Genomic DNA, 15,306 nt, shown 5'->3' with positions numbered 1-15,306 from the left:
TAGAATGAAATACGTCATCATTGGTGGAGATGCTGCAGGTATGTCTGCAGCAATGGAAATCTATCGGAATGTTCCAGGAGCAGAAATAACTACTTTAGAACGTGGTTTTATTTATTCATATGGGCAATGTGGATTGCCTTATGTTGTAGATGGTCGTATTTCATCAACCAAACGTTTAATTGCAAGAGATGTCGAAACTTTTCGAGATAAGTATGGCATTGATGCAAGAGTTGGCTATGAGGTAGAGAATGTAAACATAGAGAAGAAGGTTATTACAGGTACACAAGCAAGTGGTGATAAATTTGAGATTACCTACGATAAACTTCTTATTGCAACGGGGGCTAGTCCAGTCATGCCTGTGAAAAGGGGGAATGAGCTAGATGGTATCCATACGGTAAAAACAATTCCTCAACTGGAAGATTTGATGGCAGATTTAACATCAGAGATTGAGCAGGTAACAATCATAGGTGGTGGCTATATTGGTTTAGAAATGGCTGAAACCATACATGCCTGTGGGAAAAAGGTAAGGCTTATTCAGCGCGGAAGTCATGTGGCCCGTATTTTAGATGAAGAACTTGCTCAGCATGTTCATGAGGAAGCGAAAAAGAACGATGTAGAGCTGTTATTAAATACGAGCGTTGAAGCTTTTGAAGGAAATAAACGAGTGGAACGTGTTATTACAGATAACGGCGTTCTAGAGACGGATTTAGTCATTGTCGCTTCAGGCATAAAACCAAATACACAGTTTTTAAAGAATACTGGGATTGCACTTGCAAAAAATGGAGCAATCATTGTAAATCGCCATTTAGAGACTTCCCTTGAAAATATTTATGCAGCTGGCGATTGTGCAACTCACTTTAATATTGTGAAAGAACGTTTAGATTATATACCTTTAGGAACGACTGCTAATAAGCAAGGTCGTTTAGCAGGTCTCAACATGTCAGGCAAATTTGCTCCGTTTAGAGGAATTGTGGGCACTTCTATTTTAAAATTTTTCAATTTAACTATTGCTACAACAGGTATTAATGAGCGCGATGCTAAAGAGCTTGGTTTTGACTATGAGGCATTTAAATTATCTGCACGCCATATAGCCGGCTATTATCCAGGTGCACAACGTATGTTTATAAAAGTGGTCGTTCGCAAGCGTGATCAATTGTTATTGGGTGCACAAATCGTGGGACCAGCGGGAGTTGATAAGCGTATCGATGTGTTTGCGACAGCATTATATAGTAAAATGACCTTACCTGATTTGCTAGATTTAGATTTGGCCTATGCACCACCATTCAACGGTGTTTGGGACCCTTTGCAGCAGGTGGCAAGAATGAATGGACGTTTATAATAGGAGGTAGAGAGATGAGCATTTATGATATTAATGTAACTTTAGAAGATGGTACTATCTATAGCCTTGAACGTTATAAAGGAAAGCCGATGCTAATTGTTAATACAGCTTCCAAATGTGGCTTTACACCACAATTTGAAGAATTAGAAGGTCTCTATGAAAAATATCAGGAGCAAGGTCTGGTTGTACTTGGTTTTCCATCAAATCAATTTAAACAAGAGCTAGCGTCAGCTGAAGAAGCGGCTTCCCAATGTCGACTAACATATGGAGTGACGTTCCCGATGCATGAGATCGTGAAGGTGAATGGTAAAGAAGCACATCCTATTTTCGATTATCTTACTTCCCATTCCAAAGGATTTTTAGGCAATAGTGTTAAATGGAACTTTACAAAATTCCTTGTAAACCGTAATGGAGAGGTTGTTGGACGATACGCCTCAGCAGATAAGCCAAGTAGCTTTGAGGAAGATATTCAAAAAGTATTAGCACAATAGATTAGAAAAGATTCATGCACAGTTTGTGTATGAATCTTTTTTTGTCTACAAATTTCAAAAAGCAGATGATTTAAGGTTGCTGTAAGCTTGCGACAAATTTGCTGTAAGTTTGAGGTCGTATACTAAAGTCAGAAAGAAGAGGTGAGCGTATATGACGCCATTATTAAAGGTACAAAACGTTGGGAAAAATTACGGCAAAGGCGCAAATACTTTTACAGCGCTATCGAATATATCATTTGAAGTAGAAAAGGGAGAGTTTGTTGGGGTAATGGGTCCTTCTGGGGCTGGAAAATCTACGCTTCTTAATGTATTAGCAACGATTGATACGCCAACAACTGGTGAAATTATTATTGAAGATACTAATTTGGCACGTATGAAGGATGCTGAATTAGCGGATTTTCGTCGAGATAATTTAGGGTTTATTTTCCAGGATTATAACTTGCTCGATTCTTTAACAGTGCGAGAAAATATTGTTTTACCACTAGCGATTGCAAAAATGCCGACAAAGGCTATTAATGCAAGAGTTGATCGAATTGCTGCATTGTTTGGAATTAGTGATTTATTAAACAAATATCCTTATCAAATTTCAGGTGGGCAAAAGCAGCGTACAGCCTCGTCGCGAGCATTAGTGACAGAACCAAAACTAATTTTTGCCGATGAGCCTACAGGTGCGCTAGATTCAAAATCTGCAACCGATTTATTAGAAAGCCTAAGTGATTTAAACCAATCTCAAGCCGCAACGATTATGATGGTTACACATGATGCCTTTGCAGCTAGCTTCTGCCAGCGCATTCTATTTATTCAGGATGGACAGCTATCTAAGGAAATTCAACGTAGGACTCTAACGAGGAAGCAATTTTTCCAAGAGATCTTGCAGGTGCTATCTAGCATCGGGGGTGGAGTAAATGACGTTATTTAGTTTAGCGCGTAAAAATATTCAACGCAATTTATCGAATTACTTTTTATATATTGCCTCAATGGTATTTAGTATCGTTATTTACTTTACGTTTGTGACGCTCAAATATAATGATGATCTTTCAGCCTTAAAGCAATCGTCACAACAAATTAAAGGATTGATGAGTGCCTCGTCAGTCGTACTTCTGTTCTTCATTGTCATCTTTATGGCCTATTCCAACTCGTTTTTTATGAAGAAGCGGAAAAAGGAAGTAGCCCTTTACTCGTTACTAGGTGTACGTAAGCAAAAAATTGGCTTAATGCTCTTTTTTGAAAATTTAGTCATAGGGCTTGTTTCTCTTGTGTTTGGTATCCTTCTAGGTTTCTTTATGTCCCAAGGGCTATTAATGATACTAGTACGCTTAATGGGCTATGAAGTGGTTGGTAGCCTGACATTTTCAATGGAGGCACTAATTAATACAACGGGCATTTTTACACTACTGTTTTTATTCACATCCTTACAAGGTTACCGTGTGATTTATCAATTTAAACTAATTGATTTATTCCATGCAGACAAACAGGGAGAGCAAATTCCACGTGCATCATTAGTAGCTGCTTTACTTGGCACTGTACTTATTGCATTTGGTTATTATACAGCTGCCTCTGATATGTTTACGAGTGAAATATGGAGATTCTTTACGGTATTAGGTACGCCATTAATGGTTATAGGGGTAACAATTGCAGGGACATACCTTCTATTCCATAGTGTGAGTGTCTTTGTATTAACAGCATTAAAGAAAGCAACATCATGGTCCTGGAAGGGTTTAAATTTAATCGGTGTTTCTCAATTATTGTATCGTATTCGAGCTAATGCCAAATCGTTGTCAATCATTGCAATTTTAAGTGCCACTACGATTACAGCAGGTGGCGGTGTCTTCGGTATGTATTATAATGCAGAAGCTTCTGTACGTCAGATGCTGCCAAACACATTTATGTGGAAAGGCGAGACAGTAGAATTTTCACAACAGGATGTCTTATATAATGAAGCACTGGCTGTGAAAAATTTACGTGTGGATAATGAATTCTCATTTTTCGAATATACATTACTTAAGGAATCGGACTATAATCGCTTAGTGAAATTACAAGGCAAGGATAAAGAGCTACACATTGCAGAGGGTTCTACGGTTTTACTGGATGCAGCCTACGATGAACGATTTTCACATAATTTTACAGGTGAGGACTTTAAGCTACAAAACGGAGACTCCTTCCATGTAGAAAAGATGTACACGGAAAGCGTGTTAAACTTTATAGCAGCTGGAACAGTTCTCGTTGTGAATGATCAAGAATATAAAGCTACTGATGCCGATGAGATTATGATGCAGGTTGTTGGATTGGACAATGATTTGAAACAACAGGACGTGTCGAAAGACATTTACCAACAGTTGTCTTCTGAACAACAAGAATCATTTTCTAGTGTACCGCAAAGCTATGAGGATAGTTTAGCAACAGTTGGTGCCCTATTGTTTGTGGGAAGCTTCCTAGGATTGGTCTTTCTAGCGGCAACAGGCAGTATTATCTACTTCAAAATTTTAACGGAAGCCGAAGAAGATCAGGAAAAATATGCTATTTTAAATAAAATTGGTGTAAATAGTAAGCAAATCTTAAAGACAGTAGCAGGACAGGTCGCTGTTATCTTTAGTGCGCCACTTATTGTGGGTATTGCACATAGTGTGTTTGCATTACTAGCATTTTCACAGCTATTTAACATGAATATTACAAAACCAGTCATCTTGTGGATGATTGCTTATTCAGCTATTTACTTTATTTATTATATCTTTACCGTTCGTTCGTTTTATAAAATAGTGAGACAGGGGAATTAATATGAAAAAAGTATTTTTCGGAATAGGTGCATTGTTTATCTTATTCGTAGCAGGGTTAATTGTATTGATGACTGTAGATTTTAACCGATTAAATAAAGATACCTACTATGTTCATATCACGGCTGATGGTGAGGTAGAGGAGTATAAAGCAGATAGTGGTGAAATCTTTAAAATGTATTGGTACGAGCTACCTACTTACGATAAAAATGGGGAAGAGAAAACATTAAAGTTTTCCGCTCATAAAAATTTACGCCAGGATGCTTATTTAAAGCTTTACGTGAAAAAGGAAACAGAAGTTACTTCATTTGATGAAGTGAAATTCCATGAATTACCTACTAAAGTACAGGATCAAATGAAATAGCACAAAGAAGGAGTCTCAAATTTTGAGACTCCTTCTTTTCCACACGAAAGTTCAGTGCAAAGTATTTAGCGTTTAAATTCAACTGGTTAAATTTAGTTTATTTATTTAGTATTCCTTTTGTAGATCAATAATAACGCATGTACCTTTTCCTTTTTCCGAGGTGATGGTCACTGTTCCTCCATGGGCCTCAATGATATCTCTAGCAATAGCTGTACCTAAACCAGTCCCAGCAGTATTGTCCGTATTTGTGCCTCGGTAATAGCGTTCAAAAATATGTTCTAGATCCTCTGGGTCTATCCCCTTGCCATTATCAGAAATTGTAAGAGTATGCTCATCAACAGACACATGGACAGATACATCGGGAGCATTATGAAGCAATGCATTGTGTAAAAAGTTCATGATAGCTCTGCGCATAAAATGTTCATCGATCTGATGCAGACTTTTCTCGGTTGTCGCCTCAAACATAAGATTAGCTTGTTCATATTGTGGTGTATTTAATGTTTCAATCACTATCTCTCGAATAAAAGGCACCATGTTCACTTCATTTAGTGTAAGTGGAAGCTGTTGATGTCTTAAACGCATCGTTAAATTTAAGTCATCCAGTAGATTTTGCATATGCAATGATTGTTTTTCTATAATTTGTGCATACTCCATTTGCTCATTATTTGTTATTTGTGCATCATTCAATAGTTCTGCATAACCTCGAATAGAGGCAAGTGGTGTTTTCATATCGTGTGAGACATTACTAATCCATTCTTCACGCATAATCTCTAGTCTCTTTCGCTCCTGTTCATGGGCTGCCAATTCTCGTGATACTTCATTTAAGTTTTCAAAAACCGGCTTGTAGACACCACCAGGAGACTTAATAGACGTATGATCATGATTCTTTAAATGATGAATGCGATCTATCATCGCATAAAGAGGTTTCGTTAATGTACGACCAAAAAGCCACCCTACTAATGTAGCTACTAACAAGTCCGCAATCACGATGAACAAGCCAAATTTCCCTATAAACTGTAACAGTGATGTGCCAGAAACATGCGTAACAAACCTTGTAACACCGCTACCTTTAATACCGATTAAATAACTAATGGAATCCTTACTGCCAATATACACCGTAGTATCAGAATCGAATTCTTTATATTTATATACTTGAATTAAGTCGATAGGTGCATAGTGCAATGGTGCTTTATCTGGTGCAAAATGAGCATCAATCACTTGACCATTTTCATCAAGCAATTGTATCCACGCATTTCTTTGATGCAATTGTTCGATTCCTTCTGCACGTATGGAAGTTGCTCCATTTTTTATCTCGATATATTTTTGAAATTCCCGCACAAAGTGTTCTTCTTCTGTGGCAGAAACGCCTTCAGAGTCAGTTGCTAGCCGATAAGTAAGGAGTCCCATGAAGATAGCTGTATTGACGAAAATAACAATGATGACGATAGAAAGTACGGAAAGGAGAAAGCGAGCAGTTAATTTCCACTTCATTCTTGTGCCTCTTTTGGCATGACAAACTTATAGCCAAGTCCTTTTACAGTTGTGATATATAGAGGATTAGAGGCATCCTCCTCAATTTTTTCACGCAACCGGCGAATATGCACCATAACAGTGTTATCAGAACCGAAGAAATCCTCTCCCCATACACGTTCAAATAATGTTTCTTTACTTAAGATTCGATTGGGATTGTGCATAAAGCACGCCATTAATCCAATTTCCTTAGCTGTTAACTCCAATAATACGCCATTTTTATGGACTTCAGTTTCATCGGCATTCAACTGAAATGGTCCAATTTGTAGTGCTTTTTCAACAATATTCGTTACGGTATCTTGTGTTTGATAGCCAGCTCTACGTAGTTGCGCCTTCACACGATAGGCTACTTCTTTCGGGCTAAAAGGTTTTGTAATATAATCGTCTCCGCCAATGGCTAGTCCTAAAATTTTATCAATTTCCTCATTTTTAGCAGACATAAAGAGCACAGGGACATGGGATACTTCACGGATACGTCTACATAAATCGTAGCCCTCACCATCGGGAAGCATGACATCTAGAAGTATAATATCGGGTGTTGTTTGTTGAAAGCTTGTCCATGCATCGTGAATGGTACCAGCTGTATAAATTTGTTTGTAGCCCTCTTTTTGTAAGCTTACTTTTAGTAGATTCGCTAAATCTGCCTCATCATCCACTACTAAAATGGTTGGTTCTTGCACTTGTTCACACGACCTTTCGATTTGGAAGAATCTTTACTGACAATTATTATAAATGAAATGTATAGAAAAGAGGAAATGTTGGGTTGTATAGCTTAACCAGTAAATGCTTTTATTCTACAAGAGAAGAAGAACATTTTTTATATAAATCAATACATGGTGAAACCTTTACAGATTCTAAAGCGTAAAAAGAGTATTACAAATTAGGAGGAATGACGATGTTTAAAAAAATAGCAGCAGATGCACTTGGACTTTCAGATATTGGTGTGGTTGTGCCAAGAGAGGACTATGATAAGACAGATGCAGATGATTTTATCTTACATGAAATTGATGAAAAAATTTACTTTTTAATTAAAACGAAGGCAGATGAGTATTGCTTTACAAATCGTGCGATTATTCATGTAGATGGCGAAAGTGCTATGAGCAAGAAACGATTACTGCGACGCTATGACTATTCAATGTATACTGTGACAGAAGTTTTTCTCGAAACAGCAGGAACAATCGACCTTGATGTCGAAATTAAGTTTACAATCGGCAATTCCCCACTATCCATCGACATTCATAAACGCTTTATTGATGACATTAAAGATTTATATAAAGCACTACATGCCATTAGCTATGAACAAAAGAACAATGCTTATAAGCTAGAAGTAGCGGAAAAAAGTTTAAACATAGCATCATCATCACTTGGTCGAATTGGCAATGACAATATATCTCCTGCGTCGTCATTCAAAGAAATTACAAGCTTTGCGAATACTTGGATGATCGATCATAAAGATAAGTATAAAAAAGAAGACTTCTCACATATTTTTGATTTATATATGAACAATTGATAAAAATAGCTCTCTGCAAGTGTAGAGAGCATTTTTAACATATAACGATATACATAAAAATTATTCTAGGAGCGTGATTAGAAAATGACAAACGACATGCATGTGCTAGAAAAAGAAGAGGTAGAAAGTGATGATTTTATACAGCAACCTCAAGCCGCTGAAACATTGTTCGTAAATGAGTTTATTGATGGTATTTTAGATCCATCACAGAAGATGTTAGGGCCGCTTAAGGATGGTGGAACGATTATTGCCAATACAACACCTGGATGTTGGGGACCCATGCTTACTCCTACTATTCGTGGAGGACATGAAGTAACGAAGCCCGTGTTTGTAGAAGGAGCAGAGGTGGGTGACGCCATTGTTATAAAAATTAAATCTATTCAGGTCACATCTCTTGCAACTTCGTCTGGCCATGATGAAGCAATTGTAGATCGATTCATTGGTGATCCGTTTGTTTCTGTAAAATGTCCAGGCTGTGGCAAGCTTCATCCAAGCACAGTTGTAAAAGGAATAGGCCCACATGCAATTCGATGTTCTACATGTGATACAGAAACGGCACCCTTTAAAATGACAAACGGCTATACGATGGCACTCGATCATAAAGGGCAAATGGGTGTAACTGTTGGACGAGAGGGTGCTAGACGAATTGCACTTGATGCTAAAAACTACATGAGAACACCTGAAAATTCTGTACAAAATCCTGTTGTTGCATTGGCTCCAAGCGACTTAGTAGGTGTATTGGCGAGAATGCGACCATTTTTAGGTCAGCTTGGGACAACCCCTTCTAAAGCGATGCCTGATTCACATAATGCAGGTGACTTTGGTTCATTTTTAATTGGAGCACCACATGAATATGCTTTTACTCAAGAAGAATTGGATTTACATCGTACCGATGGACATATGGATATCAGCCGAGTACGAGAAGGTGCGACTATTATTTGTCCAGTCAAGGTACCAGGCGGTGGTGTATATATTGGAGACATGCATGCTATGCAAGGGGACGGCGAGATTGCAGGACATACAACCGATGTAGCGGGTATTGTGCAGCTTCAAGTTAAGGTATTGAAGAAAGTAGCTTTGGAAGGCCCAATTTTACTACCAAATGTAGAAGACTTACCTTATACAGCAAAACCCTTTACCAAGGAAGAAAAACGTCGCGCACGTGAGCTAGCGGAGGAGTTTGGTGTTAAACAGGTAGAGGATGCATTCCCAGTGTCGGTGATTGGTTCTGGTAAAACGTTAAATGAGGCGACTGATAACGCGATTAGTCGAGCTGCGAAGCTATTTGAGATGAGCGAACCAGAGGTTTTAAATAGAGCAACTATCACAGGCTCCATTGAAATCGGACGCCATCCAGGGGTTGTCACAGCCACTTTCCAAGTACCTAAAACTGTATTGAAAAAGGTAAGAATATATAAAACTATTAAAAAACAATATGACTAATAATGATTTCTTGAAAAAGCAAACTTTTAAAAGTTTGCTTTTTTGTATGAGCTACAAGTCAGATAAGTAAATGTTTGTCTGAAATTTGAAGTTTGGATTGAAATCTATTGTTGTGTTGATATAATAGTTAAAGTTTAAAAATGAATAACAGGACCTTATATAAAACAGATGAGTATAGAAGAGAAAAGTTGGTGTCTAATGACAGAAATTATAGGTGTGGAAAACAAAATAGAGAAAAAGAATAGTATAAAACCTTTTATATTAAAAATGAGAGGAGGAGGTCATGCTCCATCTCGAACAAATTTTGCTGATGCCTTTACTGGAGCAATAGGAGGATTAATATGCATTTTTGTGTTGCTATGGTTAACTAACATTACCAATTCACCTTGGTTAATGGCATCATTAGGCGGTAGCTGCGTTCTTGTATTTGTCGTCTGGAATGCACCTTTGTCCCAGCCCCGAAATATAATTGGAGGTCATTTTATTTCGGCATTTATCGGGTTGGCCATGTATTCATTACTAGGCTCCAATATATTGTCTATTAGTCTTGGTGTCGGATTAACTATATTTTTTATGGCCTTTTTAGGTGTCATACATCCTCCAGCAGGCGCCAATCCTATAATTATTATTTTAGGAGGTTATGGTTGGAGTTATTTACTAACCCCTGTATTAATTGGAGCAGTCATAATTGTATTTTTCGGTTTGTTGATCAATAATTTACGAGAAAAAAGAAAATATCCGTTGTTTTGGTAAAGATGATATCCATCTATAAAGTGTGTTCACTTATATAGGTGGTTTTTTATATTGTTAACGTTTTTGCTATGCATACCCATATTTTTTTAGCATATGTTAGTTAAGATTTGTTATATTGAAGAAAGAGTGTAAAAATCATGTATTTGAATGATAGGGGAAGATCTTTGTTGGTAGAAATTGATGGGAGGATCCATTTTTATGCTGTTGGACTGTGATGAGCAATTATTCATGGCTTATAAACAAAAAAGTAAAAAGGGTGCTGAAAATATACTAGCAACTTGGTTGGAAGCAGAGTTAAATCTGCAAGAAGATCCAAAAATACTTGGTACTTCGCTTTCACCCAATCTATTTTTAGTAAACGAAGAAACGGCTAAGAATATTGCCTTTTCCACAGCACGTAAATATTGGGGTCATGTATCAACAGAAATGCAAATATATTTTGACAAATATGGTTTAGATTCAAAATTTGTGAATGAGCGTCTCAGTACTTTTTTCTATACTCAAAAAGGTAAAGATACTTTTTTTGAGCAGCTTTTTGCACAACATACAATAGACTTAGAACGATTAATTTGGTTAGTCTTTGGGAAACGAATGCAAATAGCTATGCCAGTTAATGAGCTACAATCAATTATTTTATATAAATTTCAAGATGAATATTTAGTGCATATGATGTATAAAGAGCATGCATCTTTTTGGCATTGGCTTTTCACAAAAAAAGTTTATTCACTGCTTATCCACAAACCTTTAGAGCAATTCACATTTCTTTATGAAATAATGGGACATTTCGAGCATTCTGTGAGAGAAAATTGTGAACATGTGGATAACTTTGTGAATAACTATAAAGCGATACTGGATAAGTGTATAACTCATGTGGATAAGCATAATGCTAGCTGTTTGGCAAAGAAACAGTTACGTCTTTATCAAATTGTTACTCATTATTGCTTATCAGAAGGTGATTTTAATAGTGTCAAATCGTTTATTACCTCATTTGAAGCGGAATGGCGCTACTCAATGTATGCACTATCAGAGAAGGAAAAAGTGTTGATTGCCTATATTTTATTTCATATAGCAAATAGAGAACAGCAGAGTGAAAAGGTTATACATTATGGTGAATATTTATTAGAGGATGAACGAATAAATAATTATGCCATTGAAATATTACTAGAGTATAAAGAGCTATTACCAAATCGTAAACCAACACCACCTGCCATTATTAAAAATTATCAGTTAAATTATTTAGAAAATTTATATGCCATTCTACTAGAGCATTATGTAAAAATGGCACGTTATGAGGATGGCTTACTTTTATTAAAAGAGCATGTTTTAGCATCGAATAAAAAAATTAATTCTTCATTAGTACAAAAAAACTTTAGTAGTGAACAGCTTATTGCAATTGAAGCATATGTTCAACAGGATATAGCACTTCATGTGAATAACTCTCTACAACATATTGGTTTGTCTGTGGAAGAGTGGCGACGCAATTATCGTCAACCAAATGCACCATACTATGTTGTAGCACAAAGTGCCTCCCTGCATATGTTAAATATTTTAAGAGTTTTGTTTGTAACAGAGCAGTACGAGCTTTTTGAAAAGTTAATGGAGATTTACAAAAAATATCTACTAATAGATGATCATTTTGAAAACCTACGTATGTTTATTAGTGCGTATGTATGAAAAAGGTGTCTAATACATCACAGTATTAGACACCTTTTTTTACTCTAAAACACCTTTTTCCTTCAAAGCCTTGATTTGTTCAGCATTAAAGCCCAGAGATAGTAAAACTTCCTCATTATGCTCGCCTAATTTAGCACCAACATGCTTGTATTCAGGCTGCGTACCATCAAATTTAAACGGAGAGGCAATTTGTTTTTGCATAGTGCCATCGCTTTTGGGTATAGTCACAATCATTTCTCGTGCCTTTAGCTGTGGATGTTCACATGCTTCAGGAAATGTTAGAACTGGCTCTACACAACCTTCAAAATCCTCGTTAAACACTTCAAGCCATTCTTCATATGTCTTGGACAAGAAGGCATCGTGAACAGCCTCTTTAAAACGAATTTGCGTATAGTAGGAGTCATTGAAGGTATTATCGATCAATTCGGGAATATCGAGTGCTTCACATAGCAATTTGCGAAATTGAGGCTCTAAACTACCGACAGAGAAAAAGCGCCCATCCTTTGTTTTGTAAAAATCATAGTAACTGCCTCCATTTAAAATTTCTTGCTCTGGCTGTGGTACACGTCCACCTCCAATAAATGCTGCACCATACATAGCATTAAGTGAAAAGACAGCATCTGTCATACTAATATCGATGAACTGTCCTTCTCCTGTTTTTTCACGATGAAGGGCAGCAGCCAGCACACCTATTGCTGCATGCATTGTCCCTCCAGCTATGTCAGCTAGTTGAACGCCCATGGAAACAGGCTTTTTATCCTTATGGCGGGAATAGTCGAGTAAGCCAGCTAAGGATAGATAGTTATTATCATGTCCTGGTCGATTACTATAAGGCCCTGTTTGTCCGTAGCCAGTAATCGCACAATAAATAACCTTAGGATTTATTTCTTTAAGCGCTTCATAGCCGATGCCAAGTCGCTGCATTACACCAGGTCGAAATCCTTCGATAATAACGTCATACTCCTGTACAAGTGATTTAACAATGTCGATAGCTTCTGGTGATTTTAAATTTAGCGTTATAGATTTTTTTGATCGATTTAAATGTTGATGGATATATGCCTCGTGATCATCGTCATAGGGAGGCATAATTCGCGTTAAATCAACCCGCTTTGAAGATTCAACATGGATGACATCTGCTCCTAAATCAGCAAATATCATTGTCGCCATTGGTCCTGGTAGTAATGCAGAAAAATCGAGAATTTTTAACCCCTTTAAAATACCCAAATCTTCCAACCCCTTTTTGTGTAGGCTACACAACCATCTGGATGATGATGGCGAGTAGCGCTTTTCTCATAATCCCCATTGTGTGAAAAGCGAATTCTATATACTGTATTATTACAGTTTATTATATTTTAATGAGTATTATAACAGATTAAATCTTAACTTGCCTATGCTAATTTTTATTATAAAATAAACGTTTCAACTTTTATATGTCAGAATAACAATAAAAGTAAAAAAATTTAGAATTTAGATTTTCTATCAAATTTCAGATAATTAGCGTCAGCTGTTGCAATTTTTAATCTAAATAACTAAAATGTTGGAATTTTGTTTGCCAGATTCTATATGATACAACCTCGTTTATTGATACAATCCTAGAGGTGTGTTGGATTCTTCTTACACAATTAATACATGTTACTTTTACCTATAGGAGTCTTTGCTTATAATAGGCACTAATTGTTTAAGAATCTCTCAAAATATACATATAAAAAATCATAAATAGGAGGGGAAAAATGAAATCGCACCGATTAAAATTAAAGCATCTTATAATGGGCGTAGCAATGGCAGCATTCTTTTTAACAAGCATAGGTAGTGTTTGGGGCGGCTATAGGATGAACATTGATTCCATTAAGGAAAATACGCTAGAAACGAATAGAGTTTATGCTCAAAAATTGGCCTCAACTGCTGATTCCTATCTACACGAAGCTTTCCAAATATTAGGTTATAGCGCGGATCAGGTGAGAACGAAAATGGATGATGAACAAGTATTGAATCAGGAAACAGAGCGTTTGAGATTGCAAAATCAAATGTTCAATTCGGTGGTTATAACAAATGCAAAGGGACTTGTTTTATCTGTCTCTCCGCCATCTATAGAAATTAAAGGAGAGATTTTAACATCAATTGGCGCTAAAGAGGCATTAGCCAAAAAGACACCAATTATTTCTAAGCCATATGAGGCGATGACAGGGCGGCTCATCATTTTTATATCGCATCCTATTTTCTCGGAGTCCAATGAATATCTAGGAATGATTGCTGGCACTATTTATTTAAAGGAACCTAATGCCTTTAAAACCTTGTTGGGAGAACATTATAGTAAGGATGGTTCTTACGTATATGTAGTTGATTCAGAAGGACGAGTTATCTATCATCAAGATCCAAGTCGTATTAATGACATTGTAACAAAAAATAAAGTCGTTCAAGCTGTTACATCTGGCAAGGATGGTGCCCAACTAATTGAGAATACAAAAGGAGTGAAAATGCTAGCTGGCTATAGTGCAGTGGCATCGACAGGGTGGGGAGTTGTTGCGCAGAAACCTTTAGAAGTAGCATTAGCCCCTTCATTTGATCGTGTACAGGAGGTCATTATAAAATCTGTGCCTCTTATGTTTGTTTCCATTATCATTGTACTTTGGGCTGCAACACGTATTGCGAATCCCTTACAACAATTAGCATCATTAACAGAAGAAAGTTTAGATAAGAAAAATGTAGAAGGTTTAAAATCTGTTAGTGGATGGTACTTTGAAGCCTATTCTTTGAAGAATGCATTGGTTCGAAGTTTATCGTTTCTACATGGACAGGTCTCCTTTTTCAAAGATCAATCTACTGTTGATCCACTGACTGGGATTACGAACCGACGTACAATGGATTCAATGCTTGCTGAATGGTTAGCAAGTAAGGTACCACATGTCATTATTTTGTTAGATTTAGACCACTTTAAAAGTGTGAATGATACATATGGACATGCAGTAGGCGATAAAGTTTTACAATTTTTGGCTAGACAAATGGAATCAGTAGCTCGTGAAGGCGATGTATGTTGCCGTTACGGTGGCGAGGAATTTGTCATACTTCTGCCGAACACGACGATAGAGGAAGCCACACTAGTCGCAGAACAATTACGAAAAACTTTGGCCGATACGGTCAGTCCATGTGGTAGACCAATAACATTATCTGCAGGAATAGCTGCCTATCCAGCAATGGCACATACAACTGAAGCGCTAATTGAAGCGGCTGATGACGCACTTTACCTTGCGAAACAAGAAGGGCGAAATCAGGTAAAAGTTGGAGTCTCAAAAAAGGAATAAAAAAATATAACAAAAGAGCTTACAACCCTAATTTTTGGGGTAATGATTAATGCAAACATCATTTGGGCAAGCTGTATATAAGTCATCAGCCACATGACTTTTAAATTATGTTCAAATGATATGTAACTCGGG

The 15,306-nt window shown here is 36.9% G+C and carries 13 protein-coding genes; 10 read left to right on the top strand and 3 right to left on the bottom strand.

Annotated elements, in window-relative coordinates; translation table 11 throughout:
• The first annotated feature begins 4 nt into the window (after positions 1-4).
• The 5 genes from ACMGGO_RS21795 (at position 5) to ACMGGO_RS21775 (ending at position 4,965) form a co-directional block, all read left to right on the top strand.
• A complete protein-coding gene (locus ACMGGO_RS21795; RefSeq protein ID WP_066038051.1) occupies positions 5-1,339 on the top strand; it encodes an FAD-dependent oxidoreductase in 1,335 nt (444 codons plus the stop codon).
• A gap of 14 nt (positions 1,340-1,353) precedes the next feature.
• Positions 1,354-1,830 carry a glutathione peroxidase gene (locus ACMGGO_RS21790; RefSeq protein ID WP_048390772.1) on the top strand — a complete coding sequence of 159 codons (477 nt, stop codon included), beginning with the start codon at positions 1,354-1,356 and terminating at the stop codon, positions 1,828-1,830.
• A gap of 151 nt (positions 1,831-1,981) precedes the next feature.
• On the top strand, positions 1,982-2,749 hold the full coding sequence (locus tag ACMGGO_RS21785) for an ABC transporter ATP-binding protein (protein WP_374806322.1): 768 nt from the start codon (positions 1,982-1,984) through the stop codon (positions 2,747-2,749).
• Positions 2,736-4,604 (top strand): FtsX-like permease family protein, encoded by a 1,869-nt coding sequence (locus ACMGGO_RS21780; RefSeq protein ID WP_420282257.1) that lies wholly within the window; start codon positions 2,736-2,738, stop codon positions 4,602-4,604. The genes ACMGGO_RS21785 and ACMGGO_RS21780 overlap by 14 nt, the downstream gene beginning before the upstream one ends.
• A 1-nt stretch (position 4,605) precedes the next feature.
• Positions 4,606-4,965: a YxeA family protein gene (locus ACMGGO_RS21775; RefSeq protein ID WP_288584142.1), complete on the top strand. Its 360-nt coding sequence runs from the start codon at positions 4,606-4,608 to the stop codon at positions 4,963-4,965.
• Between the two features lie 105 nt (positions 4,966-5,070).
• Here ACMGGO_RS21775 and ACMGGO_RS21770 read toward each other — a convergent pair whose 3' ends face one another.
• Both ACMGGO_RS21770 and ACMGGO_RS21765 read right to left on the bottom strand, forming a co-directional pair.
• Positions 5,071-6,456, bottom strand: a complete 1,386-nt coding sequence (locus ACMGGO_RS21770; RefSeq protein ID WP_420282256.1) for a sensor histidine kinase — start codon at positions 6,454-6,456, stop codon at positions 5,071-5,073.
• Positions 6,453-7,175 carry a response regulator transcription factor gene (locus ACMGGO_RS21765; protein ID WP_259951273.1) on the bottom strand — a complete coding sequence of 241 codons (723 nt, stop codon included), beginning with the start codon at positions 7,173-7,175 and terminating at the stop codon, positions 6,453-6,455. The genes ACMGGO_RS21770 and ACMGGO_RS21765 overlap by 4 nt, the downstream gene beginning before the upstream one ends.
• Before the next feature lie 215 nt (positions 7,176-7,390).
• Here ACMGGO_RS21765 and ACMGGO_RS21760 point away from each other — a divergent pair, with 215 nt between their 5' ends.
• The 4 genes from ACMGGO_RS21760 to ACMGGO_RS21745 all read left to right on the top strand — a co-directional run bounded on the left by ACMGGO_RS21760 (position 7,391) and on the right by ACMGGO_RS21745 (position 11,875).
• Positions 7,391-8,005 carry a PH domain-containing protein gene (locus ACMGGO_RS21760; protein ID WP_048390761.1) on the top strand — a complete coding sequence of 205 codons (615 nt, stop codon included), beginning with the start codon at positions 7,391-7,393 and terminating at the stop codon, positions 8,003-8,005.
• A gap of 84 nt (positions 8,006-8,089) precedes the next feature.
• A complete protein-coding gene (locus tag ACMGGO_RS21755) occupies positions 8,090-9,448 on the top strand; it encodes an acetamidase/formamidase family protein (RefSeq protein ID WP_054548908.1) in 1,359 nt (452 codons plus the stop codon).
• A 198-nt stretch (positions 9,449-9,646) separates the two neighbouring features.
• Entirely contained in the window at positions 9,647-10,201 is a 555-nt protein-coding gene (locus tag ACMGGO_RS21750; protein ID WP_048390759.1) for an HPP family protein, read from the top strand.
• Positions 10,202-10,399: 198 nt separating this feature from the next.
• Entirely contained in the window at positions 10,400-11,875 is a 1,476-nt protein-coding gene (locus ACMGGO_RS21745) for a hypothetical protein (RefSeq protein ID WP_288584141.1), read from the top strand.
• A gap of 39 nt (positions 11,876-11,914) precedes the next feature.
• Here the strand turns inward: ACMGGO_RS21745 and ACMGGO_RS21740 are convergent, their stop codons facing one another.
• Positions 11,915-13,099 carry a CaiB/BaiF CoA transferase family protein gene (locus tag ACMGGO_RS21740; protein ID WP_048390754.1) on the bottom strand — a complete coding sequence of 395 codons (1,185 nt, stop codon included), beginning with the start codon at positions 13,097-13,099 and terminating at the stop codon, positions 11,915-11,917.
• Positions 13,100-13,605: 506 nt separating this feature from the next.
• Between ACMGGO_RS21740 and ACMGGO_RS21735 the strand changes: the two genes are divergently transcribed.
• Positions 13,606-15,174, top strand: a complete 1,569-nt coding sequence (locus ACMGGO_RS21735; RefSeq protein WP_288584140.1) for a sensor domain-containing diguanylate cyclase — start codon at positions 13,606-13,608, stop codon at positions 15,172-15,174.
• Positions 15,175-15,306: the final 132 nt, after the last annotated feature.

The sequence above is a fragment of the Lysinibacillus sp. BNK-21 genome (genome assembly GCF_048684915.1).
Taxonomy (GTDB): Bacteria; Bacillota; Bacilli; order Bacillales_A; family Planococcaceae; genus Lysinibacillus; species Lysinibacillus capsici.
The sequence above is the reverse complement of the archived record's forward strand: the minus strand, read 5'-3'. Positions and strand labels throughout refer to the sequence as shown.

Bases quoted from the DNA above. Each gene is read 5' to 3' on its own strand.
- ACMGGO_RS21775 (WP_288584142.1), top strand. From the start codon at position 4,606: ATGAAAAAAGTATTTTTCGGAATAGGTGCATTGTTTATCTTATTCGTA.
- ACMGGO_RS21795 (WP_066038051.1), top strand. From the start codon at position 5: ATGAAATACGTCATCATTGGTGGAGATGCTGCAGGTATGTCTGCAGCA.
- ACMGGO_RS21755 (WP_054548908.1), top strand. From the start codon at position 8,090: ATGACAAACGACATGCATGTGCTAGAAAAAGAAGAGGTAGAAAGTGAT.
- ACMGGO_RS21780 (WP_420282257.1), top strand. From the start codon at position 2,736: ATGACGTTATTTAGTTTAGCGCGTAAAAATATTCAACGCAATTTATCG.
- ACMGGO_RS21770 (WP_420282256.1), bottom strand. From the start codon at position 6,456: ATGAAGTGGAAATTAACTGCTCGCTTTCTCCTTTCCGTACTTTCTATC.
- ACMGGO_RS21735 (WP_288584140.1), top strand. From the start codon at position 13,606: ATGAAATCGCACCGATTAAAATTAAAGCATCTTATAATGGGCGTAGCA.
- ACMGGO_RS21750 (WP_048390759.1), top strand. From the start codon at position 9,647: ATGACAGAAATTATAGGTGTGGAAAACAAAATAGAGAAAAAGAATAGT.
- ACMGGO_RS21785 (WP_374806322.1), top strand. From the start codon at position 1,982: ATGACGCCATTATTAAAGGTACAAAACGTTGGGAAAAATTACGGCAAA.
- ACMGGO_RS21745 (WP_288584141.1), top strand. From the start codon at position 10,400: ATGCTGTTGGACTGTGATGAGCAATTATTCATGGCTTATAAACAAAAA.
- ACMGGO_RS21760 (WP_048390761.1), top strand. From the start codon at position 7,391: ATGTTTAAAAAAATAGCAGCAGATGCACTTGGACTTTCAGATATTGGT.
- ACMGGO_RS21790 (WP_048390772.1), top strand. From the start codon at position 1,354: ATGAGCATTTATGATATTAATGTAACTTTAGAAGATGGTACTATCTAT.